Here is a 23,590-nt window from a genome sequence, read left to right on the forward strand (position 1 = left end):
TTAGCTCTGGTCGGGGCCCACCCGGCGGCGCTGGGAGACGGCGCCCAGGAGCCGGCACCAGGACGTCCGGCCCGATTCGAGGGCGGCGACGAACGAGTACGGCCAGCCGAGGATGAAGTGGTCCGAGGAGCGTCCGCTGCGGCCATAGACGTGGCAGAACAGGCGTTCCGCGCTGGTCGGCGCGTCAGGACGGAGCAAGTTGCTGACATCGACCGCGAGGACCAGGCGCCCGTCGGCGGCCCGTGGCACCGGCAGACCGGCCAGCACCTGCCGCATCCGGGGTACGTCCACGTTCCCGTGGTTCAACGCCTCGTACATCGCACCGTGCCCATGCCGGTGCTCGGCCACCAGCGTCAGATCCACCGGCGACGTCACCGGCCCGTCCGCGCACAGCAATACGTCCACGAGCTCGAACAGCTCGTCCCCGCGCACGGTCAGGCAGTCGAATAGGTCTTCCCGGAAGCGTGACGCCTGCGCGAACGCCTCCCCGGGACCGGCGTCAGGCAGCAGACTCATCTTCACGGCCTTCGCCTTGATCGGTGCACCTTGGTCGGAGCACATGATCAGACGAAGGCCGCCCCAACGTCCCGCGAATGCCCAGCTGGGCTACCCAGTTCGATGCGCCGTTCGAAGTCAGTGAGGCAGCGCCAGGGTGAGATCCACCTCGACGAGCTGTCCCGGAAAGCCCAGCTGGGCGACGCCCAAGAGCGTGCTGGCGGTGGTGAACGCCGGACCCAGGGCAGACTCGGTGAGCCGACGCCATGCTGCTCCGAGAATGTCCCTCTCATCGCTCCGCACGTAGATCACTGACCGCACCACATGTTCAGGCTGGGCACTCACCGCTGCCAGGGCAGCGAGCGCGTTCGCGACAACCTGGTCGACCTGCGTCGCGAGGGAACCGGAACCGACGAGGTCACCATTCCGATCAAGCGGGCACTGCCCCGCCAGATAGGCGGTACGGCCTGCCTCCACCACGGTGATGTGGTGGTAGCCGGGTGTCTCATGCAGCTGCTTGGGGTTGATGCGGGTGATTTTCTCAGTCATGTCAGCGAGTCTGACCAGCGCGGTGCCAGCACGCACCGCATTTTCTCCACCGGCAAGCATTCCGCAGTGGCATGAGGTTAAAGAACAAGCTGAGCGCCGAGGAAAACCAGTCGTGGACAAGGGCAAGCGGATCACCGGCGCTGCGCGGGAGGAGATCGCGGGCGTGATCAAAAACGAGTACGAAGGCGGCAAGACCATCCGGGCCGTCGCCGAAACACACGGCCGCAGTTACGGGTTCGTCCACAGCGTGCTCACCGCCTCCGGCGCCCACCTGCGCACCCGGAGTGGCTCCACCCGTCGCAAGAACAACTGATGTCACCCGCCCACGCTCCCACGCCGGGTGACGGCCGGACCGTCAGCTCCTACGAGCCTCAGCGGAGCAGGGCTGGCGGAGCGCTAGGGCCAGATGTCCCCCTACCGTGCGGCGCACGGTGGTGTGGCTGCCCATGCGGTAGGTGTGGGCGGCCCCGGTCTCCAGGCGCACCCGGCGGCCGGGACCGTGTCCTTCCACGCGAATCCACAGACCAGCGCCGGGAGGCGGAATCGAAGATCTGATCTCCGCGGCGGATCTCCTCCACCGCGACTAGCAGCAGACGGCGGGGACGGAGGGCGGGGCGAACGACACGCGCGGCAAGCGCACTCAAGCGGTACTCCGAAAAAAGGGCACTGGGCCGCCAGGACGATGGTAGAGCCGGACAATCAGCGCGAGGACCCCACCATCCCACCACCCGTCCGAGCTACCGCGCGCGCCCTGGGCACGGCCCGCGCCGACCGCAGCCGCGCACACGAACGCACCGGCGGCGCGCGGTAGCCTGGACATACGGCACATGTGTGGGGCAGATCTCGACCGCCGCGATCTCCACCCCGGCCGCACCCGAGAGGACCGGGCGCTCGACGGCGGCCGGGGCCTGCCCGTACCGGTATCGACGCCGCGACGTGCAGGTACGCGAGCGAGCCCGGTCGGCCGTGACGAGCTCACCGCCGCCGGGGTCCCCGTACCGCCAGGCGCGGAGCATGATGGAGACGTGACCGGCGCCGAGCTACCGCCTCAGCAGAGCTACCGCCTCAGCAGCTCGCCACCGACAAACTGCGCGCACTTGCTCAGCTCTCCGGCCGAGGCCCGCGCGAGGACGAATTCCGCCAAGAGGTCCTGCTCGAAGGCGGCGATCTCCTCGTTGGTCTCCAGCCGTAGCTCTGACCGCAGATCGCGGACGACAGCCAGTGCCATACCTTTCCTCCCCTTCAGCTATCCGGCCACTCCGCCATGACAGCCGAGGAGACTTCAGGATTCCCGAGAAACGAGCAGCAATTACCCGATCGTGTCAGAGAGGCTGGAATCCCCAGATCAGAAGGCCGTCGAGGCCAGAGGCAGGGACTGGAGGCTGCGGGAACCCACAGGAACATGGGCAGAAGGCGTGCAGCGCGGTCCACTTCGGGTTCTCCTCCCGCGACCGGCTACGGAAGATCACCTTGCGCACTGCCGGGGTGAGGTTGTCGTAGCGGACCTGCCCGGTCGGCACCCCGCCCGGCACGCTCAGAAGCAGCTTCTCGCCGTGGCGACCGCACCGCCGATGACCACCAGGACGGGGCTGCGGGTGAGCGGTCAGATTGCGGGCCGTCGTGGCGGGCGGGCCGGGTGCGGCGGCGCACGGGCTGAGGCTCGCACTACCTGGACTCCGGCGCGCCTGAAGGCCGGGCTGGCAGAGGCGTTGACGCATGCGATGCACCGCCCGGGGTTCCACCCAGCGCATGCGCGCGAATGCGGTGTGGTCCGGCGTGTTGCCACGGTGCACGGGCCGGGTTCGCCGTTAGCGTGCGATGCACAGCCGGAGCGGGTTGTAGGAGGCGGGCATGGCTGCAGGGATGGTCAAGGGTTCGGGTGGGCATATGTTCGCCCGGAAGCGGCCGAGCGCGGGGCTGCATATGGAGCCGCCGCGGGACACGCATTTCCGGCCGTTGCCGCCGCCGACGGGTGCCGCGCCGTTCCGGCTGGACCTGAAGGACGTGCTGGACGCTCGCACCTACGACGCCATCGCCAAGGCCGGGTCGTTGACATTTCACATGAACGGGGACATGGGCGGGATCGATTACGCAGTGCCACAGGAGCTGGTGGCCGCCGGGATGGAGGACGACCTAGCGGTCGGCACCGGCCCGGCCGGGAAGCCCGCGTTTCTTTACGTTGTGGGGGACTGCGTGTACTTCAACGGGGAAATCGCCAAGTACTACGCGCAATTTTACCAGCCGTACGAGTTTTACGGGGCGCCGATCTTCGCGGTGCCCGGTAATCACGATGGGGAGAACCTGCCCGGCGGATCGACGTTGGACGGGTTCGTGCGCAACTTCTGTGCCCCGGAGCCGGTGAAGATGCCGGAGGCGCAGGACTCGCATCGCAAGGCGATGGTGCAACCGAATGTGTACTGGACCTTGTTGACCCCGTGCGTGAACTTCATCGGCCTGTACTCGAATGTCCCCGCGGGCGGGGAGATCCAACCCGATCAGGCCGAGTGGCTGGCCGGGGAGCTGAAGGCTCTACCAGTGAGTGTGCCGATCATCTTGACGTTGCATCACCCGCCCTACTCCGCCGATGACCATCATTCGGGGTCGACGTACATGAAGACGGTGATCGAGGATGCCGCTGCGGCGGCGGGCCGGCACCCGGACATGATCGTGGCCGGGCACGTGCACGACTACCAGCGTCTGACGAAGACAACCACCGATGGGACCCAGTACCTGTACCTGGTCACCGGCGCGGGTGGCTACCATAACCTGCACGCGATCCGGAAGGTGGACGGGGAGAAGATGATCCCCCCAGTGACCTTCGCCGACACCGCCGGGGACCCGGTGACGTTGGACTCCTACTGCGACGACCAACACGGCTTTCTCCGTCTCAGTGTCGACCAGCAGAAGTTCACCGGCCGCTACTACCGGGTACCCCGGCCACAGGATCCTCGCTCTAAAGGCAGCCAACTCTTCGACTACTTCGAGTACGACTGGGTAAACCACAAGTTGCTGCCCAACCAGCAGTGACACGACTGGGTGCCCGGGGCATGCCCTGAGCCTTCGCCATCTTCGGGCGGCACCGATCTCGGCGGCCTCGGCTAAGCGGCCGACCGGTGCCGCCGGTCGCGTCAGCGGCCAGGACCGCCGGTGTCACCGATCAGGGGATAAGAAACAGGGGCTGGTGTCGTCCCCGGGCCCGGCCCGGACGACCTGACACCGGAGGTTGACACAGAACCTCGGGGGCGGAATGGACGCCGCAAGCGGCGCCGCTTCGCGGTCAAGTTCCTTTCCGCCCCCGGCTACCGCTGTGCGCCGCGCAAGCCCGGGTCCCTTCCGCCGCTCCGCAGGGGGCTGCCCCGGCGCAGGTGACTCGGCCGCGTAGAGGAGACTGGAGAGCCCCGGCGGTGCGCTGATGTCCGGCCGATGCTGCCCGCCGCCGGGGTTCTTCTCTCCTGCCGGGCACAGCCGACCGCGGCCGGCACAGGACTTCCGCGACGCGGTTTACATCTATCCAGGCCGCCGCGCCCGTGTGTAGTGCTGGCATAACCTCCGCCGCTCCCCCGGCGGTGACCCCTCGGTGCTCATGCCCCGCATCCCGAGCGCTGTCCTTATGCACGGCGTGTTCTCAACAGCATCCATACCCAGACCAGGGCTGCGGATGTGAGTGGGATGGCACCTGGCACATGGTCTGGGCACCCGAGACTGAGTCCGGCGCCGTACTGATCACCGCCTTGAGGCACCCGGCCGTATCGGCTACCGCCGCTGGCATCCTTAGAGCTCGTAACGAGATCATGATGCGGCGTTCTTGAGTCGCCGCAAGCAGATGAGGTTGCACCCCACCGAGATGAAGGCGTCGTGAAGTTCGAGGCGTCGTTCCCATCGGACAGCGAGGCGTTTGAACTGGTGGAGCAGGGCGAAGGTCTGCTCGACGACGTAGCGGAGCTTGCCCAGGCCCTTGATGTTCGGTGTGCCCTTGCGGGAGATCACCGGCATGATCCGGCGGCGCCGCAGTTCCAGGCGTACGGCCTTGGAGTCGTACGCCTTGTCGCCCAGGACGCAGTCGGGGCGCTGCCGCGGTCGGCCAGGCCGTCCCGCGATGGGCGCGATGCCGCCCACCAGGTTGAGGGTCTGGGTGATGTCGTTGATGTTGGCGGCGGTCGTGATGACGTGCAGTGGGGTGCCCTTGCCGTCGCAGAACAAGTGGTGCTTGCTGCCCGCCTTCCTCCGGTCGACCGGCGACGGACCGGTTGCGGCGCCCCCCTTTTCGCGTGGGCGTGGGAACCGTCCACGCACGCGCGGGACCAGTCGAGTTCGCCGGCCGCGTTCAGCCTGGCGAGCAGGATGCGATACGGCTTCTTGAAGACTCCGGCCTGCTGCCAGTGGTCCAGGCGCCGCCAGTACGTCTGTCCGGAGCCGAAGCCCAGCTCCAGAGGGAGGAGGTGCCATGCGATGCCGTTGTGGAGCACATACAAGATGCCCTGCGGGCACAGCCTGTCCGGCACCGGCTTGGCCCCGGCGACCGCTCCGGCCAGGGCGGCAGCAGCGGCTCGATCAGCAACCAGAAGTCATCGTCCACGATCCACGGGCGCGTCCTCACACCCCGCGAACGACCGGATCATCACACCGGCCCCGCCCGACCGGCACATCTCCACAAGATCGCGTGGCGAGCCCTTAACGACCAAGATCAAGTGCTTGGCGCCAACAGCTGTACCGCTGGTCTAACCAGGTGCGGTTGAGTTTCCTGGGGTGAACCAGGGCATTGAAGACCGTCCAGAACGGCGGCCGCCAGATCTTCACGGGACTGGAGGGCGGAGTCGGCCGCCTCGCCTTCCGGCAATCCTCCGGCGGCCGACCGACGATCGAGATCGGCCAAGGCGGACCTTCGGGCCGGAATCAGAAGGCGGGAGCCCTCGGCACACAAGGAGCAGCCGGCGCTGAGGGGTCCAGGGCCCGCTTGACCAATCCGATCGCACGTGGGCTGTACGACATGCTCAGATGGGCGGAGAAGTCGACGAAGCAGCCTTCCTGCAAGGTGATGTTCCGCACCGTTGCTCCGGGGCCCACTGTCATGAACGTGCTCTGCCAGGGGGTGGTGATCTCGTCGTACTTCGTGCCGATCACGGTGTACTCGATCCCGGGAACGGTGTCCCCGCCGGCGTTGAGCTCCTTGATGAAGTCGGATTTCTCGTACTGCTGAACGCCAGCCTTCCCGAGGGGCTTCGCCCCGGACTCCAGCATGTGGAGCTTGTCGGCGAGAGTCTCGATGCCGCTCATGGTGGTGCCGTGGTTGGTCGCGCCGAGCTGGACGACCTTCTTGACCTTGTTCTTCGAGGGGTCGGCCGGGTTCGCGCCTCCGTCGGCCTTGAGATACCAGCGGGACAGGGTCCCGCCCTGGGAGTGGCCGACAAGGTCCACCTGGCCGGATCCGCTGGCAGCGAGCACCTTGTCCACGAAGGCAGCCAGCTCCTTGGAGGACTGTCTGATGTCTCCGTAACCCTTGACGGTGGGAGCGAGAGCCACTCCGGCGTCGTCGGTGTCGCCGAAGTCGAGGGCGTAGACGCAGTAGCCCTGGGCCTTCAGCTCGGGTGACATCCCGGCCCAGTTGTTGTAGCGGTTCTCGTAGGTGCCGTGTACCAGGACGACCGGACGCGGGTGGGCGGCGCCGGGACGGCAGTTCCAGTCGTTGGCGCCCGGCGGATCGATGTCGAGGCGGAGAATGGAATAGACCATGGCGGGAAGGAAATTGCCCTGCGCCGGGCCGGTCTCCGCTGCCGCGGACGTGGAGGTGGCCAAGACCGTCGCCGCGGCGGCGGCACAGACGGCGGTGACGTATCTGGGTATGTGCAAGACGGCTCCTGAGTAGTGCGGAACTTCGGACCACGCACGATATTTCCCATGAGTGCCGCCCGAAGAGGATCCCGGACCGTCGGCCGCGTGTCCCCGGAGCGACCTCCGGTCCCTCGGTGTGCACATCGAGACGGGAGACTCTAAAGGGAGGGAAGCACAGGCGCGTACTCACACCCCACGAACAGCCGGATCATCACACCCAGCCATCGCATCTCTACAAGATCGTGTTACGAGCTCTTAACCCTGACCCACTGCAAGAGGACCGATATCGTCCTGGTCTTCGCCCGATCCGACGCTGCGTTTCTGCATGGTTCCTGCTTGACCTCGTTCGGCTGCCCAAGCCCATTGGGCCCGGGGTGGGCCAGCCGCATGGCGGCCGGCCCACCCCGTTGTTGCCTTTATCAGCATCCGCACAGGGAGCTGAGCCAGCTGTGGCACGAGTAGACACTGTAGTTGCTGTCAAAGCCCGTGGTTTCGATTTCGGAGTTCAGGTCCTGCAGGTCGAGGAGTGACATGGAGTTTTCCTTTCTCGATGTCTGCCTTGGGTGCAGAGGAACTTGTGGAGCGCAGCCTCACTGACGTGAGGCTGGTATTGAGGCGTCCCTGCTAGGCAGGAACGGGAGGTGCGCGGGGTGGTCCCCCAGCGCCGTGGCTAGGGCAAGCAGGCAGCCGGCGGTCCCAGTGGCCAGGTCCATCGACAACCGCATCATCTGGTGGCCCGGGAAGGCGATGTCGCCGCGATATGCCATGCGGTAGTAGCCGAGAGAAGCCGCCTGACGCCGGACCTCGTCCACAGGTACGCCCGGGGTGGTCGTGCGGTTGACGAACCACAGCAGCCCGGCACGCCCTTGGAACAACCCCGGCTGGGTATAGGAGCGGGACCGGGCGGCGAGCAGGATTCCCGTGCGGGCCTCGGCGAGTTCGGCGGCCTGCTCGGGCGCGTGGGCAAGGTAGTCGTCGAGGACTGCGCCGATGCCGACACTGCCGATGCCGAGGGACGGCGTGATGCGCCATCCCTCGTTCACTCCCAGTGCACCGCCGGTCATGGGTGCGCATTGCGCAAGATCCAGGTTCAAGGCGTCGCGAGCGAGGTCGAGTAGAGCAGATGTGCCGGTTCGTTCATGCAGCCGCAGGAAGAGCAGGGCGGGGCCAGTGGCGCCGTGCAGAAGTCCGGCACGCTGGTGTGCGGGACTGTGCTGTTCGCGGGCAGCCAGTCGGTCGGCGATGATCTGCGCGGCTTCGATGGCTCGCTCGTGGAAGGTTTGCTCGCCGGTGGCGTGGGCGAGGTGATCGAGGAGGAGGCCGATTCCGGCAAGGCCGCTGTTCAGGTCCGAAGGCAGGAGATGCCACTCATAGCCGATCAGGGACTCGGTGAGATCGAGGGCGACCTGGGTGTGGCCCAGGCGATTGAGGGTGAGGATGACGCCGGCCAGGCCGTTGTACAGGCCCACGGGCATGTTTGGCGGCAGCGGGTCGACGTGGTTGAGCAGCCATCGCTCCCCTTCCTCGTACCGCTCGGCACCGCTCTCGGCCAGCGCGTAGAGCACTCCCGCCGCACCGTGAGCCAGACCGAGCCCGCCGCCGTCGGAGAACTGGGCGATGTCACCAGGGAAGAGCCGGTCATCCCGGTCGGGAGTGGCAGAGGCCAGAATGGCGCGCACCATCGAGTCGCGACCGTGCGGCCAGTTCCCGGGTTCCGGCAAGTGCGGGGACCAGTGTTCAGAGCGCGAAACCAGACTCAGAGGGCTTGCTGAACGCGGTGCTGACCGGCTGCCGATGTCCGGTTCTGGGAGTGCTGAGGTGATCTCGGCGACGGCTTCCTGGAGAAACTCCCGCGGGACGTCGGGGAAGTGCTCGGTGACGATCTCAGCGAAATGGCTCGCCTTGATGCGATCGATGGCGAAGAGCGAGGTCAGAGGGATGAACAAAGCGAGCCGGAGACAGGCCAGGGCATACCGGTCCACCTCGGTGCCCGTGCGGCCGGGCGGTGCGATGAAGCCCGGATGGGCTGCGACCTGGCGGCCGGTCTCCGACGGCGGAGCAGATGCCTCGAAGTCGACGAGGGTAACGGACTGTTCGTCCGGTGACACCATGATGTTGGATGGATGCAGGTCGTTGAAGCACAAGCCCCTGCTGTGCATCGCCCACACCGCTTTTTCGACGGCCTGATAGATGCGCAGTGCCCACTCCGTGTACTCGGCGACGGCCTTGGGGTCAGGGTTGGCGGCCAGCAGGGGGTGCCGACGAGCGAAGAAGGAATTAAGGGCGCGGCCCTCGATGAAATCCATTACGAGGAAACGGTGGTCGCCGAGGTCGAACCAATCGCGCGCTGCCGGTGCGACCCCGAGACCGGCCAACATCTCCAAAGCGGCCTTCTCTCGCTCCAACCGTGTGATCGCATCGGAACCGTCGGTGGCGAGCCCGGCATGAGGGCGCCCTTCCTTGAGGATGACCGTCCGCCCATTGCGAGTGTCGGTGCCCCGATAGACGCCGCCACCGTTGGAGTAGTGCAAGGCGGCCTCGATCTGATATGGCAGCCCGGCGAGGGTCGTAGCGCTGCGAACGGCCAGGTGAGGTTCAAGGAAGGAGGGCATCTTCACCCACGTTGGGACATAGAACGCCGGCGCCCGATGGTCGGGGACGAGACGCCCCTGATCATCTTCCACTGCTGAGACGAACCTGCCTCGGTCGTCCACGCAGTCACGGCGGACGAAGGCGCCGTATCGCACATACAGCGGTCCCTCCGCCCAGCGCAGGTCGGTGAGGACGTAGGGCCCAGGGCGGCCACCGATGATCTCGTGCAACTCCTTGAGCACATTGTGCAGTTGTACGTCGTCGACCGGGTAGATGGTGATGAGCTTCCCGCTGCCATCGCGGGGCGCGTACTTGGCGTTCCGCAGTCGCCACAAGTGCGGTCCCCGCACGAATTTGAACGAGATCCCCTGCGGAACGCAGTAGTCCCAGACGTCGGCAGCGGTCTTTTCCGCGCCTTCCTCAGTGGCCGACACATGAATCTTCCACCCCTGTTTGGGGAACGCCGACTCATCTGCCAGTAACCAGTCCGGGAAGAGGTGCAGCCAGTCTCCGTGGTGGGCCGATCGCCATCCGTTGGGCAATGGGCGTCCAGCAGCCGTGAAGAGAGCGGCAGGCGCCGTATCGGTGCTGGTGGAGGCCAGATCTGACCGATCGTAGAAAGGTGTGCCCGGCACACAATGGGCCGCGTACTGGTGGTCCACCTCACGCTCCCTTCTTCGCACAGGACAGTGACCGGAGCCCCGGGCAGACGCCGCGTGCTCTGACACCTCCAGCGCACCACGGTCATCCCGTGTTGCCGTCCCGGTGCTGACCGTCACTCTGGCAGTGCCGAGTGAAATATCAGTGAAGTCGGGTGGAGGCGACGAGACCCTCCTGGGTGTCATATGTGCCGACTTGTCCACGACGCCCAGAGTGCAGAGATAGGCAGAGGTGCGGTTGGAGGCAGCGGAAGATCCATGCCTGACCCCACCAGCGGTGTGGCTCCTCGACGACCCGTGCGAGCGGTGCCCGGCCCTAGTCAGGGCTGGCCGCCCCCAGGTAAGCCGCCACAACAAAGAGCTTGCCCAGGGGTACCTTCGACTTGCCCTCGTCAGTCCCGCCGGCGGAACAGGCCGCGGCGAGGCTTGCCCGGCCCCTGGTCGCGGTCGTCCGGCTCCGGGGACACGGCAGCCTGGCGGCGGGCGGCTTCGGCGGCGGCCTTCTCGCGGGCGATGTCGTCGGCGCGGCAGCTCCCGCACACGGACAGGTCGCCGGCCTTCCACGCACCACCCCGCGCGGTGGTCTCCTCCCAGCGCTGTTCAGTGAACTTCGCCTCGCACCGTGAGCACACCGGCCGCCGCGCTTCCCTTTCAGCGAGCCGACGCCGCTCCTCCTCCACGTCGGCGCGGGCGACCTGGTGGCGGTAGAGGGCGTCACCGTCGGGGTTGTCGAGCGCGGCCGTAAGCGTCTGCTGGCCCGTCCGGCCCAGCCGCCGCCACACCGCCGCGCCCGCGCCGTGCTCCTGGAGCTGCTCCAGGGTGGTGACGAGGACGGGCACGGCCTGGCCGTAGTCCCGGGCGGTGATGCCCCGGTGGTAAGTGTCGTACCGGCGCGGCGCCCAGTAGCGGCGGCCGGACTCTTCCAGCACGGCGACGGTGTTAGCGGCCTTCGCGGCGGTGGTGTCCGCGAACACGAACGCGAGCGGCGGCAGGCCCTCCCGGCCGGTCGGCGGGTAGACCCGGCACCACAGCCGCTTGGTGTGGTCGACGCTCTCAATCGCGTCCGACCTGGACCGGGCCAGGCGCACCGTCTTCTCGTCCGCGTCCGACGGCAGCAGGCGGCCCCACTCCCAGTACCGGCGCAGCTTGTGCACGAGCTCGTGGGCGTCCTCGGTGGGGCGGTCGATCTCCAGCAGCATCACCGGCACCCCGAACGCCAGCGCCCGCACCACCAGGTCCGCCCGCTGCACGAAGCGGTTGCCCAGCCGGTGGGGGACCTCGGTGGCGAAGCCGAGGCGGTGCCCGATCCCGGCGCGGCGCATTTCGGCGGCCGTCGAGGTGACCGCCGCAGCGTGGTCGTCGTAGCCGGTCCCCAGGCGCTCCCCTGTGACCGGGTCGTACTCCTCCTTGCGCAGCGCGGAGACCCGTATGCCTTTCGGCTCCAGCAGCTTCTTCGCCTCGCGATGTCTTCGGGCAGTGAGCACCCACACCTGCCGCTGGTCGTCCCGGACCGACTCGATCCTCACCATCTGGTGGTCCTCCAAGTCCAGGAGGTTGTCCCGCGTCAGCCGGTCGTGCCGGTTCTCCGGACGGGTCAGCTTCCACAGCTGATCGGGCGTCGCCCTCTGAAAGATCCCCAGCGCTTGCAGCAGTTCCTTCCGTCGAGGCTCGGTCGAAGTCCTCCTGTGCTGAGGATGCCTTTGGACATGAGGGTTGTCGGACCTGCGACGACCCCCTGACCGCCGGGCCTGGCCTGCGGAAACGCCTTGTCCCGGGCGGTGGAGCGCGGAGGGGCCGATGGAGGGGGCTGCGGAGGGGGCAGGAACAGCGGCAGCGGGCGGCTCGTCAAGGTTGTCCGCGGCGGCCGGGCGGGGCTGCTCAGGCGGGGTGGTGGCGGTCATCAGATCCTCGAATTCCTCCGGCCGACGGCCGGATCGGTCAGCTGGACCGGCCCGCACGCCGTGGCGCACGGACCGGCGGCCACCGTGACGAGGCACCTCTTGACCAACGTCTGGTCCAACCCGCTAGCCCCACCCCAACACCGCCCCGCTACGCACCCTTTCACCCCTTGCACGGCTGGTTTGTCCGTGACCAGCAAGACAGCCCCACCGCAGGCCGACATCATCAGGCGGACCGGGCCCTGGGAGGGGAGAGCCCTCCCCTCCCAGGTGCGGCATCGGCCAGGCGAAACGCCTACCCAGGCAGTCGCCTGTGCACAATGAGTCTGTGCTGCCGACATATCGTCTGTTGTCCCGCCGTCGGCTCCTCACAGCCGGCGGCGCAGTGCTGCTCGGCCTGGGTACCCAGGCAGTGCCGACTGCTGCGAGTGAGTCCGTTCCCGTACCTGAGGACGTGGTCAACGCCGGCCCCATGGTCATGGCTCTCACCTTCGATGACGGGCCCAGCCCGCAGTACACCGTGCAGGTGCTGGACAGACTGCGGGACCATAGCGTGCGCGCGACGTTCTTCGTCTGCGGGGACAACGTCGTGCGTTACCCCGCCGTTGTCCGCCGGATCGTCAGGGAGGGACATGCGCTGGGCAACCACACATGGTCCCACCCCCGCCTCGACGGCCTGGACACCGCCAACGTCCGCGAACAGATCCAGCGCACCCAAACCGCCATCACACGCATCAGTGGCCACAGGCCCGTACTGTTCCGCGCCCCGTACGGCAGGTTCACCGACAGCTCCCTGGCCCTCTGCGACGAGCTCGGCCTACGCCCGATCTCCTGGTCAGTGGATCCCAAAGACTGGACCAACCCCGGCGCCGACGCCATCGCCGGGAGAGTCCTCGCCAGTGCGGCCAGCGGAGCCATCGTGCTGAACCACGACGGCGTCGAAGGCGGCGACGACAACCCTCAGCCCGGCAGCGGCGCCGACCGCTCCCAGACCGTGGCCGCCCTGAACACCTACCTGCCACGGCTGATCGCTGCCGGCTACCGCTTCACCACCCCCGACCGCCACCCACCAGCACAGAACCAGAAGGCCCCCTTCACAACCTGACCGCTCACCGGACAGCCACAGCAAAAACATCGCCAACGCGATCACCGCCTCGCCAAGCGGATACTCACCGAGGACCGAGAGAACGTCGTCGCCGATGTCCTGCGCCAGCTGAAGGCCATCGCCCTGGACCAGACCTCGAAGCACACCCCTCATCCGGTACGCACCCGGTGCGCATCACCGAGCCTCCGCCAACTTGAAGCATGGCTTCGGGCAGCGCAGGCCCCTGCCGAGAGCCTGGCAGGGGCCCGTGGTGCAGAGAGCCGAGAAGGGCCGGGACCTGTCCCTAGGGCCTGTCCGGGCGATCATGAGCGTTTAGTTCGGAGGGGCGTCTTCTCGGAGTTCCACGATCACGAGTGTGCCCCGGCTGCCAGGACGAACCGCGTGGGTTGTGCCTGCCGGAATCATGTAGAGCTCGCCCGCACCGACCAGGACAGGCTGACCGCTGACTTCAAGCTGGAGTTGCCCGTCGAGAACCAGAAGAGCCTCGGGGACATCGTGGCTCTCCGCCTCGACGGGCATCTCGTCCATCCTCAGCACCTTCACGCAGGCAGTGCCCACGTGCCCCAGCACCCGGGACCGCCACCCTTCCGGGAGGTCTACTGCGGTGTTCATCAGGTTGATCAAGCTCACGACGCACTTCTCCTACCGGCCCGGCGCAAAGCCCCGGGCCGCCGTCAACAGTGGATACCTGGACGCTATCTGACCTGCGCTGATGCTTGGTCGACCGAATGGCAAAGGGTGACAGTACGGAGCTGTGAATTCATGTGCCGCCCTAGTGTCGGCCCCGGCAGGGGGCTCGTTGTCCCGAGTATGAGGGGGCGGGCAGATCTCTCGGACGGGCAGTGGGAGCGGCTGGAGCCGTTGCTGCCGGTGAGTAACGGGCGGTGCGGGCGGTGGCGGGATCACCGGTAGGTGATCAATGGGATACTGCACCGGGGGCGGACCGGGGTGCCGTGGCGGGACCTGCCGGAACGATTCGGCCCCTGGAAGACCGCATATGAGCGCCATTGGTTGTGGTCGGCCGACGGCACCTGGGAGCGGCTGTTCCAGCAGGTGCAGGGTGCCGCCGACGCGGACGGCGCGATCGACTGGGACATCTCGGTGGACTCCACGGTGATGCGGGCTCACCAGCATGCTGCCGGGGCCCGTAGAACCCCGGCGCCGGCGTCAAGTTGTCCCAAGGGGGCCGACGTGGCAGAACGCCAGAGCGAAAGGCCCGGGTTGAGGCTGCCCGGCCGCCGGGTGGCGGCGGTGCGGCGGGCGAGGGTCTGGGCCGCTCCCGCGGCGGGTTCACCACCAAGGTCCACCTGAGCGCCGATGGCCGCTGCCGCCCGCTGTCCCTCGCAGTCACCCCCGGACAGCGGGCGGACTGCACTCAGTTCGAACCGGTCATGGACAAGATTCGCGTGTCCCGCGCCGGGCTCGGCCGCCCGCGCCGACGCCCGGACAGCCTCAGCGCGGACAAGGCGTACAGCAACCGCACCATCCGTGCCTACCTGCGACGATGCGGCATCTGCCACGTCATCCCGGAAAAGAAGGATCACAAGGTAGCCCGCCCGCGCCGGGGTTCGCATGGCGGCAGGCCGCCCGGCTTCAACAAGGAGCGGTACAAAAAGCGCAACACGGTCAAACGCGCCATCAATAAACTCAAGGCCCACCGGGCCGTCGCGACGCGCTATGACAAACGAGGCCATGTCTTCCTCGGCACCGTCACCGTTGCCGCGCTGGCCATCTGGCTCCGCTCATGATCGACCGGACAGGCCCTAGTCCTGCCCCGCTGCCTCGCCTCGAGACTGTATCAATCGTGTATCGGGGCCAGCCCGGCACAACGCGCCCACGACCAGCGAGCTCCGGCCACTCCTGACGGTGTACGACAAGGGGCTCTGCCGAGGCCATTGGTAGCGGCGATGCGTTCGCGCTGTGTCTGGCAGCGCGCTTCTCCAGTTGACCGAGCCCGCCGCTGTCCGGCCGGCCATCTGACGGCCGTCAACGAACCGTCTCCGGGCCGCGAGCCTCCACGAGCAGCGTGGTCCCTATGACGCGTAGGGGTGGCGGCCCCATGCAGCGTGCGATCGAGCACGGGTTTTCCTGACCGGGCTTGCTCTGTTCACCGTCGCCTCGGAGGCCTGCGGCATGGCGCCCTCCATCTGGGTGCTCGTCGGCCCCCGCATCTCTTACGAGGTGTGGATCTGTCTCTGGAACGCGTGCGCCAATACCACCGGGACGCCTTTCTTCTGCGCCCAGTCTGGCAAGGCCCCACTGGTGACCGTAGACGCCGGACCGCCGGTCATCGTGCACTAGCACTACATGTTGGTTCGGCCTCTCCGTCAAGCCTTAGCCTCGATCTTGCGTGAGGAGCCGTCAGCTGGTTAGTCGTCCCTTTGCGATTGGTTCACATGTTCTCATTTCGCCTAGAGAGATGAAGTTTTCCAGCCCACAGTCAGGCCGCTTGTCGTGCCTTTCGATGTATCGAACCGGTTATGTGCAAACTGAACGGACCGCATATTTTGCGGCGTACGTGGGCTGATTCCTTGGTTGATACGGGGACAGAGGTTCGCGGGTGGCTGTGCTCTCTGCGGCCCTCGCTCAGCACCCGAGGCGACCTGAGCGCTGGAGTTGACTGGTGATTGTGACCGACTGGCAAGCGCGTCACGGCCTCACTGCAGCGGATCATCAGGCCGAGTTCGATCGGCTCACCAGTAACGGCTATCGACTCCTCAAGATCGCTGGCTACGAATTCGGCGGCGCCCCGCGGTTCGCCAGTATCTGGGCGGTCCAAGGTGGCAGTGGCTGGCAAGCGCGTCACGGCATCTCGGCCGACGACTACCAAGCCGCAGTCACTGCGCTGAGTCGCGACGGGTTCCGGCCGGTCGACCTGTCAGTATTCCGTTCGGGTAACGACGTTCTGTTCAGCGCGATCTGGGAACAGGAAGAGGGCCTGGAGTGGACCGCCCACCACGCGCTGACCGGGGACGAGTACCAGGCCCTGTTCAACGATCTGTCGAGTCAGGGATTTCGTTTGCGCTGCGTGTCGCCCTATGAGGACCAGAACGGTGAGCGCTTCGCCTGTGTCTGGGACCGTTATGCCGGCCCGGCCTGGGAGGCCCGACACGGTCTGACGGCGCAGGAATACCAAGACGAGTTCGACGCGCAGAACCAGCACGGTTTCCGTCTCGTGCGGGTGGTCGGCTACTCGATCGGCGGCCAGATCCGGTACGCGGGCATCTGGGAGCAGTCGCCCGGGCACCCTGGGAAGGCGGCCCACGGCGTCGCGCACGACGACTACCAGGGCCAGTTCGACGCCAATGTGGCAGCAGGGCTACGGCTGGTCGATGTGAGCGGCTCCATGGACGGCGGCTCGGCACGGTACACCACGATCTGGGAGTCCACGCCGGAGACCGACTTCAGCGCGACCCCCGCGGCAAGTCTGGTGGTGCCCTTCATGCAGAAGTGGGCCGTGCCGGGATTCTCCTTCGCGATCGCCCGCAACGGCACGAACCGGGCCACCGGCGCCTTCGGCTACGCCAACCGCATCACCCGCGAGATCGCCACGCCGGACCACCGCTTCCGCATCGCGAGCGTCACCAAGCCCATCACCTCCACCGCTGTACACCTGCTCATCGAGCAGGGCCAACTCGCGCTGACGGACCCGGTGTTCGGCACGGGGGCGCTGCTGGGAACCACCTACGGGACGCAGGGCTACAGCGCCCGGGTACTCACCGTGCAACTACAGCACCTGCTGGAGCACTCCGCCGGCGGCTGGACCAATGACAGCAACGACCCGATGTTCCAGCAGACACAGCTGGAGCAGGACGCGCTCATCTCCTGGACGCTCGACAACCGCCCACTCACCGCGGACCCCGGCACCACCTACGGCTACTCGAACTTCGGCTACTGCCTGCTCGGCCGGATCATCGAACGAGTCAGCGGCTTGTCGTACGCACAGTTCGTCCACCGCTTCGTGCTGGACCCGAGCAACGCGGGCCAGTCCGTCCTGGCCGGCACCACCGCCGCGGGCCGGCAAGGTCAGGAGGCCATGTACTTCGGCCTGGATCGCGACGCGCCCTACGAGATCCGGGTTGATCGGATGGACTCCCATGGCGGCTGGGTCATGACGCCGGCCGGCATGCTCCGCTTTCTCTTCTCCGTCGACGGCCTGCCATCGTCCCCCGACCTGCTGCGGCCAGCGACACTCACCGCGATGACCACCGCATCCGCGGTCCGCCCGGTCACCCCCACCCATCCGGGCTACGCCCGGGGGTGGGCGGTCAACAGCGCTGGGACGATCTGGCACGACGGCACCCTGCCCGGCACGCAGTCGATCCTGGTCCGCCCCTCCGACGGCCGCGCCTGGAGCGCAGTCTGCAACACCGGACGTCCGAACACCCCGCTAGATCAAGAGTTCGATGACCTGATGTGGCAGGTGCAACAGGTCGTCTGAGCGGCCATCGATCTTCCATCGGTAGTCAAGTCGGTGGTTGGCCGGATGTATTCGGGGAAGCTGCGATCTCCAACACCGAAGCTCGGGCTCGGTCGGCATGTCCGGCTGCGTGCCGCCCGGCAGATGCCGGTCCCGGCGACGGTGGTGGGATGTCGTCGACCGGCCCGAGGGGTCGGGCCGACACTGTTTCACCTGAGAAGGAGTACGTCCTCCGTCTGAAGCCCTATGTCCTTGGGGCCTGCAACCGCCCACCGCTGAAATCGCCGGAAAATATCGACGGGGTCCAATCCGCCACGCTCCAGTAGTGATTCACCGACATGCACGGCCATCTGCGTGTCGTCGGTGGCCTCACCGGCATCCCACCCGCCGCCACCCGACATCTCTCCTCCACACCCAGGCGCCGGAAAGCGCGAGGAGAATACTCCCGGAAGCCCGAACTCAAAAGGAGCCCGGAGCGCATCTCCCACAGCCGACCCGACAACCGCCCCCACGGCGCGCTCCACAGGACTCATCCGTCCAGTGTAATGACCAGTCCGCGGATGCCATCTGCCGATGGTCTCCGACGGCGGCCGTCACACGATCCTGGAGGCCAACCCGATGTCCGGCTACGACGGGTACGACCGCCGCTTGGGCCCGTGCATCTCCCGTTCTCTCACGGTGGATGAGGCGTCCTTGGCGAGTTGCTGTCGTAGGGCCTCGTTGTCATGGAAGAGGGCGGCGATCGCTGTCTGGGCGGCCTTCAGTTTCTTCTCCAGGAGCGTGCACTCCTGGGTCTTCGCGGTCAGGCGCTTCTTGATGTCGGCGATGGCGGCATCGCGTCTCGCCTCACCAGGGGTGGCCTTGCCGTGGGCCGCAATGTGGGCGTCCCACTCGGCTGGAACGGCCTGAGCCCGGTTCATGGTCGCGCGGCTGACCTGGGCTTCTTTGTAGAGATTCTCCTTGGTGAGGCGACCATCGGTCCGCTGCGGCCGCCCCTCGAAGAGGTGAGTCATCGCGGCTCGCAGGGCCGCGGCGGTCTTGGGGCTGACCGTGTCCACTGGAGCGTCGGCGGGTCGGCTCACCGGGGATCGCCACGGCCCGGTCGGTGTACTCGACGGCCTCGCCCGGCGGCCGGTTGAGGACTTCGTGCAGGACGCCTGTGCGGATGGCGGCGGGGTCGGTGCCGTAGAGGTTCTTCAGCTGGGCGCGCAGTGACAGGCCGGCGGTGTGGGTGAGCAGTTGGCGGGCGGTGACCTGTCCGAGCGGGTGCCCGGCGACCTCGGGCCAGAATCCGGCGAGGGGTTCGTCGAGGGGGAGGGTGCCGTCTTCCCATAGGGCGCCGATGGTGGACCACACGGCGAGGATCTTGGTGAGGCTGGCGGCGTCGAAGACGGTGTCCGGCCGCATCGGGGCGTCGGGTTCGGTGGGGTCGAGGAGGCCAGCGGTGCCTCCTGCGGTCATGCCGGTGGCGTTGCCGGTGGCCCAGACCGCGCCGGGGTAGACCCGCGTGTGGACGCCCTCCGCGATGAGCTGGGTGATCTTCTCGGTGCTGTCTGCCATGAGCATCTCCAAAAGGTGCGCGGTACGGGCCGGCTCGTCAGCGTAGTGACGGCACCGGCCCGCGGCCGGGAACGTGGCGGTCAGGTCAGCTGATCCGGTGGCTCAGTTCGGCCAGCGCGGCGGCGGTGGCACTGAGCCGGTAGCGGCCAGCACCCAGCTCGACAGCGCTTCTCCCCGTCGGGGAACAGGGACCGCCGGCAAGCGACCCGGCCTGAATCCTCTCCTCATGCCCCTCCCACAGCGCTCAGAGAACGACCAGCGTAGGGCCCTGCCGATGCCTCCCACCTGCGGATACTGCGGGACGAAATCTTCAGCACGCAGACGAAAGACTGACGAAATCTTCGCCGCGCCAACGAAATCTTCAGCCCGGCCCGACAAGGCCGTCCGTACGGCGCAGCGAGCCGAAAAGGGAAGCAACTGGCATATGCACATCACGGAAGCCCAGAGGGAATCCACCGCTTACGCCCTCTGGCTGGAGGCTCGCGCGCACAGCGTCTGACCGGCCCACCACTTCGCCAGCGAGCACAACGCGATGTACGCGTTTCCCGGTCCATACGTGGACCGTTCGGCCTCCGTGGGAGCTCGCTCTGGAGGTGGTTACTGCCTGGCTGTGTCCGAAACTTTTCGGTCACACTGCAGGCCCTCACCTACTGAAAATGGAACTTGCCCCCGCCGCGCGGCCCCAAGCTCGTGAGCTGTGTGGCCCACAACCTCCTTGTTGCAAATGGTGATTGCCGTCAACAGCAATGAGGGTTGGCCGATTCGCCCCCGCAGGGGTCGACGCGTCACGCGTGGTCTCTCTAGCTTGCTGGTGGCCGGATCGCATCATGAGGGTCCGGTATCGGAAGTACACAGCAGTCACCTCAAGGGGGACCATGCGTAGGGTGAATGCACGTCGGTACGCCACCGCCTCGGCGGCCCTCGGGCTCGCGGCAGGGCTGTTCGCAGCGGCGCCGGCGTCCGCAATGGGAGCAGCACCGTCCGCTCAGCGCTCGTCCGGAGAGGTCGAGTTCTCCGTCTTCGACAACGGATCCGGAATTCCGAGAAATTCGTCGTTCCGGTTGGCCGACCTCGGCCAGCACGGGATTCCGGATGCTGCAGTGAAGCAGCTCGGCGCAGGGAAGGCGCCCCGTACCGCCGGAGCGGAGAGCGCAACTCTCAGCGGCCCCGACGATCTGGTGGGGCAGTGGAAGGACCGTGACGGCTGGACCGTCTACATGCGGCGGGGGTACTACGACCCCGTCAGGGACAAGGGCTTCGGGCTCACCAAAATAGAACAGAAGCACAACCTCACCATGAAGGCCGTCGAAGCCACCACGAAGTACCCGCGCCCGGGAGCCGCAGGAAAACAGAAGTTCGCCGGGTATCCGGACACCTGGAACTACTTCACCGACGTGCTGCACGTGAAGTGCAGCGGCTGGTGGATCTTCAGGACCTGCCGCGTCGACAAGGTCCAGGCCGTCCGTGCGGGGGTAGACTTCAGCGCCAAAATCCCGATGCTGCCCAAGGGCGTCATCACCGCCTACTGTGAGGGCGTTCAGGGGCGTTGCCCCGACTGGGTCAAGAACGCCATCAACATCTGATCCACCCACGCCAGGAGGGTCCTCCCGATGAGCCGACATCCGGTCCGGCCGTCCCGTACTCTGCCTGCGGCCGAATGGTGGGCGCCGTTACTCGTCGATCTGGGTGCCGTTCAGCGCGGGAGTGCCGAACTCGGCCTGTGCGTCCGGAACGTCGACCTGGCCTCCGGCCATGCACGGGTGACCGTGCAATGGCCCGGCATCCCCGCCACGACCCTCCTGCCCGACCCCGAGGCCGGCCGCGATGCGCTCCTGCAGTCGATCGCCGCGGCCGGCCCCGCCCTGCTTGCCGACGACGAGCCAGCAGACTCCACGTCCTCAACGCTTGCAAGCCACGGCTGGCTGCTCGACGAACTCGGGCGGCGCAGCGACGCCTGGTACGCGTACCTCGCCGAACCGATCGAGCTGCTCCGGGTGAAGACCGACGGCCGCCGGGCCACGGATGTCGTCGTGGGGCGCACCTCGCGCGGCGACGTGGTGGAGGTGCACGTTCCCCTGGCCGGACTGGGGGCTGACGGCATGGACGTCGGTCTCACTTACACCATCGTCGAGCGCGCCGTGACCGTCGCAGCACACGACCTCAGACCGGCCGACTCGGTGCAGGGCCGACCCGCCTTCTCCACCGACCTTCCGGGCGAAGGCCCGGGCTAGGTTGTGTCCGGTGGGTTACATCGAGGCCCCCGGGCGAGGTTCATCGCAGGTGGGAGCCATCCCCGCGTGCACGGGGATCGGACTGCCTGACCTGCAGGTCTATCGGCACGCGAGCCAGAAATTAAGCACTTCCACCGATACAGACATTCCGGAACAATCGCCAGCAGCTTGGATCCAGCATGCGCCGGGTCGTGGAAGGCCGCTCGGTCAGCAGGTGCCAGCGTGTCGACCACGCTGACGGACGATCTACTTTGGAGACTGGCGCCTATGACCAGCGTGAGGCTCCATCTCTGAATTGTCGCCAACGCGGCGTCTTGCGGTCGGCAGGCATCGTTCAACGGCCGCTGCCGCCTGCTCGTGAAGGGCCTGGATCAGTGTTGCCACCAAGTGGTGGCCGCGGCGGCGCAGTACAGCAACGCCGACGTGCCGGGTCGGGGCCGGCGGATTGATCGGAACGGTCCGCAGAGCCGGCAATTCCGGGATCAGTGCGATGGAGGGGATCAGTGAGATTCCCACGCCCGCTGCGACGAGCGAGCGGGCGAAAAAGTAGTCGGTCGTCGTGCCGCGTACCTCCGGGGTAAAACCGGAGCGCTCGGCGTAACGCGACAGGTAGGCCTCGGTCTTGCGGCAGCCGAGCACCCAGGGTTCGTCCGCCAGTTCGGCGATGTCGAGCGCCTGACGGTCGGCCAAAGGGTGTGCCTCGGGGAGGACGACGTGCAGGGGGTCTTCCATCAGCATGGTCCACTCCACGTCGGAGCTCCTGCCCGGCCAGGCAGGTAGGGGTCCGTCGAAGTGGTAGGCGAGCGCGGCATCCACGGCACCTTGGCGAACCAGGGGCACGCTGTCCTCGGGCTCGGCCTCCCTGACGTGGATCACGATGTCGGGATGGGAGGCCGTCATACGGGTGAGGGCGCCGGGCAGCAGGAGCCGACCGCCGCTGGTGAACGTGGCGAGGGTGAACTGGGTACGGCCGGTGCCCAGCCGGTCGACCTGCTGCTTGGCGTGCGTGAGCTCCGCGGTGACCGACTCTGCGGCTCCCACCATGATCCGGCCGGCCTGGGTGAGGGTCACCCCTCGGGTACTGCGTTCCACGACCCGCGCGCCGAGGCTGCGCTCCAGGGCCGCGACGTGCTGGGACACGGCCGAGGGGGTGAGGCGCAGGGCAGCCGCCGCCTGGTTGAAACTGCCGTGCTCCGCCACCGTCCGCAGGACGCGGAGCCGCTGCACATCGATCAACAGTTTTCCTTAATGCGTTTCCACCAAGTCGGCACTTCTGCTGGCGACTGTAGATGCCCAGGATGAAGCCATGCAAAGCATCTGCGTCATCGGCGGAAACAGGTACTTCGGCAGGCTCCTCGTCCAGCGCCTGCAGGCCGCCGGACACCACGTCACTGTGATCAACCGCGGCTCGACCCCGCCGCCCGACGGCGTCGAGCACCTCGTCGTCGACCGCGACGACGAGGCCGCCCTCACCTCCGCACTCGCCTCTCGCACCTTCGATGTTGTCGTTGACCAGGTCTGCTACACCCCGGTGCAGGCCGAGATCGCCGCCCGCGCTTTCCAAGGCCGCACTCGCCGGTACGTCATGACGTCCACCATCGAGGTCTACGACCCGTCGACCGCCGCGCTGCGTTTCGTCCCGCCTGGCACACCGGTGCCGGAAGAGATCGTGGACACCGCCATGTGGCGAGTGAGCACGGATCTGCCTTGGTCCGACGACGCCTACCTGGAAGCGCACTACGCCGAGGGCAAGCGCCAGGCGGAGGCCGCCTTCACTCAGCATGGCGGGTTCGCGTTCGCCGCTGTGCGCAGCGCCCACGTGCTCGGCGGCGGCGCACAGGAGTTCACCGGCCGGCTGGCACACTATGTCGAGCATATCTCCCAGGGCATACCGCTCACCGTGCATCCCACGGTGCTGCCCACCGTCTTCATCCACTATGAGGAGCTGGCCGATCTGCTGCTATGGGCAGCCACGGCTACCGATTTCACCGGTCCGGTGAACGCCTGCTCGGACGGCCTGTTCGATGTACGCGATCTGAGTGCCGTGATTGCCGCCCAGACTGGCCGGGAGCCGGTGTACCGAGCCGTCGCCCCAGGCGAGGCGGCTTCGCCGTTCTCCTTCGACCGCCACTACGCCATGAGCAACGCCCGCGCGAAGCATCTGGGCTTCGCCTTCTCCCGCACCGCCGACTGGCTCCCCGGCGCCGTGGCCGAAGCCCTCGCCGCATCCGCCGCCCCGGCACTCTGAGCAA

16 protein-coding genes and 5 pseudogenes are annotated in these 23,590 nt (G+C 67.2%); 8 read left to right on the plus strand and 13 right to left on the minus strand.

The window, feature by feature from the left end:
• Positions 1-9 precede the first annotated feature (9 nt).
• Together RM609_RS29025 and RM609_RS29030 are read right to left on the minus strand one after the other, a co-directional pair.
• A pseudogene (locus tag RM609_RS29025) lies at positions 10-516 on the minus strand (transposase); the annotation flags it as partial.
• A gap of 117 nt (positions 517-633) precedes the next feature.
• Positions 634-1,044 carry a RidA family protein gene (locus RM609_RS29030; protein WP_311614686.1) on the minus strand — a complete coding sequence of 137 codons (411 nt, stop codon included), beginning with the start codon at positions 1,042-1,044 and terminating at the stop codon, positions 634-636.
• 112 nt (positions 1,045-1,156) lie between these two features.
• On the opposite strand from RM609_RS29030, the gene RM609_RS29035 reads away from it, so the two are divergent.
• Positions 1,157-1,357 (plus strand): helix-turn-helix domain-containing protein, encoded by a 201-nt coding sequence (locus tag RM609_RS29035; RefSeq protein WP_311614688.1) that lies wholly within the window; start codon positions 1,157-1,159, stop codon positions 1,355-1,357.
• A gap of 744 nt (positions 1,358-2,101) precedes the next feature.
• Here RM609_RS29035 and RM609_RS29040 read toward each other — a convergent pair.
• Positions 2,102-2,272, minus strand: a complete 171-nt coding sequence (locus tag RM609_RS29040; protein ID WP_311614690.1) for a hypothetical protein — start codon at positions 2,270-2,272, stop codon at positions 2,102-2,104.
• A gap of 623 nt (positions 2,273-2,895) precedes the next feature.
• On the opposite strand from RM609_RS29040, the gene RM609_RS29045 reads away from it, so the two are divergent.
• Positions 2,896-4,071 (plus strand): metallophosphoesterase family protein, encoded by a 1,176-nt coding sequence (locus RM609_RS29045; RefSeq protein ID WP_311614691.1) that lies wholly within the window; start codon positions 2,896-2,898, stop codon positions 4,069-4,071.
• Between the two features lie 762 nt (positions 4,072-4,833).
• Here RM609_RS29045 and RM609_RS29050 read toward each other — a convergent pair.
• The 5 genes and pseudogenes from RM609_RS29050 to RM609_RS29065 form a co-directional block, all read right to left on the minus strand.
• Positions 4,834-5,623: pseudogene (locus RM609_RS29050) on the minus strand (IS5 family transposase).
• Positions 5,624-5,937: 314 nt separating this feature from the next.
• A complete protein-coding gene (locus RM609_RS29055; RefSeq protein ID WP_311614693.1) occupies positions 5,938-6,891 on the minus strand; it encodes an esterase/lipase family protein in 954 nt (317 codons plus the stop codon).
• Between the two features lie 401 nt (positions 6,892-7,292).
• Complete coding sequence (locus tag RM609_RS34560) at positions 7,293-7,406, minus strand: SapB/AmfS family lanthipeptide (RefSeq protein WP_369016251.1); 114 nt, start codon at positions 7,404-7,406, stop codon at positions 7,293-7,295.
• Between the two features lie 57 nt (positions 7,407-7,463).
• A complete protein-coding gene (gene lanKC / locus RM609_RS29060) occupies positions 7,464-10,127 on the minus strand; it encodes a class III lanthionine synthetase LanKC (protein ID WP_311614695.1) in 2,664 nt (887 codons plus the stop codon).
• 389 nt (positions 10,128-10,516) lie between these two features.
• Positions 10,517-11,668, minus strand: coding sequence for a hypothetical protein (locus tag RM609_RS29065; protein WP_311614697.1), 1,152 nt, complete (start codon positions 11,666-11,668; stop codon positions 10,517-10,519).
• Positions 11,669-12,494: 826 nt separating this feature from the next.
• Here RM609_RS29065 and RM609_RS29070 point away from each other — a divergent pair.
• Positions 12,495-13,127, plus strand: a complete 633-nt coding sequence (locus RM609_RS29070; protein ID WP_311614698.1) for a polysaccharide deacetylase family protein — start codon at positions 12,495-12,497, stop codon at positions 13,125-13,127.
• Between the two features lie 312 nt (positions 13,128-13,439).
• Here RM609_RS29070 and RM609_RS29075 read toward each other — a convergent pair whose 3' ends face one another.
• A complete protein-coding gene (locus tag RM609_RS29075) occupies positions 13,440-13,757 on the minus strand; it encodes a cupin domain-containing protein (protein WP_311614701.1) in 318 nt (105 codons plus the stop codon).
• 180 nt (positions 13,758-13,937) lie between these two features.
• On the opposite strand from RM609_RS29075, the pseudogene RM609_RS29080 reads away from it, so the two are divergent.
• Positions 13,938-14,875: pseudogene (locus RM609_RS29080) on the plus strand (IS5 family transposase).
• 875 nt (positions 14,876-15,750) lie between these two features.
• Positions 15,751-17,568, plus strand: coding sequence for a serine hydrolase (locus tag RM609_RS29085; RefSeq protein ID WP_311614703.1), 1,818 nt, complete (start codon positions 15,751-15,753; stop codon positions 17,566-17,568).
• A gap of 200 nt (positions 17,569-17,768) precedes the next feature.
• On the opposite strand, the pseudogene RM609_RS29090 reads toward RM609_RS29085, so the two are convergent.
• The 3 genes and pseudogenes from RM609_RS29090 to RM609_RS29100 all read right to left on the minus strand — a co-directional run.
• Positions 17,769-18,080, minus strand: a pseudogene (locus tag RM609_RS29090) (ADP-ribosylglycohydrolase family protein); the annotation flags it as partial.
• Between the two features lie 93 nt (positions 18,081-18,173).
• On the minus strand, positions 18,174-18,467 hold the full coding sequence (locus RM609_RS29095) for a hypothetical protein (RefSeq protein WP_311614705.1): 294 nt from the start codon (positions 18,465-18,467) through the stop codon (positions 18,174-18,176).
• A gap of 112 nt (positions 18,468-18,579) precedes the next feature.
• Positions 18,580-19,107, minus strand: a pseudogene (locus RM609_RS29100) (serine hydrolase domain-containing protein); the annotation flags it as partial.
• Between the two features lie 827 nt (positions 19,108-19,934).
• Here RM609_RS29100 and RM609_RS29105 point away from each other — a divergent pair.
• Positions 19,935-20,690: a hypothetical protein gene (locus RM609_RS29105; RefSeq protein WP_311614707.1), complete on the plus strand. Its 756-nt coding sequence runs from the start codon at positions 19,935-19,937 to the stop codon at positions 20,688-20,690.
• 27 nt (positions 20,691-20,717) lie between these two features.
• Positions 20,718-21,338, plus strand: a complete 621-nt coding sequence (locus tag RM609_RS29110) for a hypothetical protein (protein WP_311614709.1) — start codon at positions 20,718-20,720, stop codon at positions 21,336-21,338.
• A 246-nt stretch (positions 21,339-21,584) separates the two neighbouring features.
• Here the strand turns inward: RM609_RS29110 and RM609_RS29115 are convergent, their stop codons facing one another.
• Positions 21,585-22,574 (minus strand): LysR family transcriptional regulator, encoded by a 990-nt coding sequence (locus tag RM609_RS29115; RefSeq protein WP_311614711.1) that lies wholly within the window; start codon positions 22,572-22,574, stop codon positions 21,585-21,587.
• A gap of 70 nt (positions 22,575-22,644) precedes the next feature.
• Between RM609_RS29115 and RM609_RS29120 the strand changes: the two genes are divergently transcribed.
• Positions 22,645-23,586: an NAD-dependent epimerase/dehydratase family protein gene (locus RM609_RS29120; protein ID WP_311614712.1), complete on the plus strand. Its 942-nt coding sequence runs from the start codon at positions 22,645-22,647 to the stop codon at positions 23,584-23,586.
• Positions 23,587-23,590 lie beyond the last annotated feature (4 nt).

The organism is Streptomyces hesseae (assembly GCF_031845785.1).
In the GTDB taxonomy this organism is placed as follows: Bacteria; Actinomycetota; Actinomycetes; order Streptomycetales; family Streptomycetaceae; genus Streptomyces; species Streptomyces hesseae.

Coding starts and splice junctions, on each gene's coding strand:
- RM609_RS29030 (WP_311614686.1), bottom strand. CDS start 1,044: ATGACTGAGAAAATCACCCGCATCAACCCCAAGCAGCTGCATGAGACA.
- RM609_RS29040 (WP_311614690.1), bottom strand. CDS start 2,272: ATGGCACTGGCTGTCGTCCGCGATCTGCGGTCAGAGCTACGGCTGGAG.
- RM609_RS29045 (WP_311614691.1), top strand. CDS start 2,896: ATGGCTGCAGGGATGGTCAAGGGTTCGGGTGGGCATATGTTCGCCCGG.
- RM609_RS34560 (WP_369016251.1), bottom strand. CDS start 7,406: ATGTCACTCCTCGACCTGCAGGACCTGAACTCCGAAATCGAAACCACG.
- RM609_RS29070 (WP_311614698.1), top strand. CDS start 12,495: ATGGTCATGGCTCTCACCTTCGATGACGGGCCCAGCCCGCAGTACACC.
- RM609_RS29095 (WP_311614705.1), bottom strand. CDS start 18,467: ATGAACCGGGCTCAGGCCGTTCCAGCCGAGTGGGACGCCCACATTGCG.
- RM609_RS29105 (WP_311614707.1), top strand. CDS start 19,935: ATGAGGGTCCGGTATCGGAAGTACACAGCAGTCACCTCAAGGGGGACC.
- RM609_RS29110 (WP_311614709.1), top strand. CDS start 20,718: ATGAGCCGACATCCGGTCCGGCCGTCCCGTACTCTGCCTGCGGCCGAA.
- RM609_RS29120 (WP_311614712.1), top strand. CDS start 22,645: ATGCAAAGCATCTGCGTCATCGGCGGAAACAGGTACTTCGGCAGGCTC.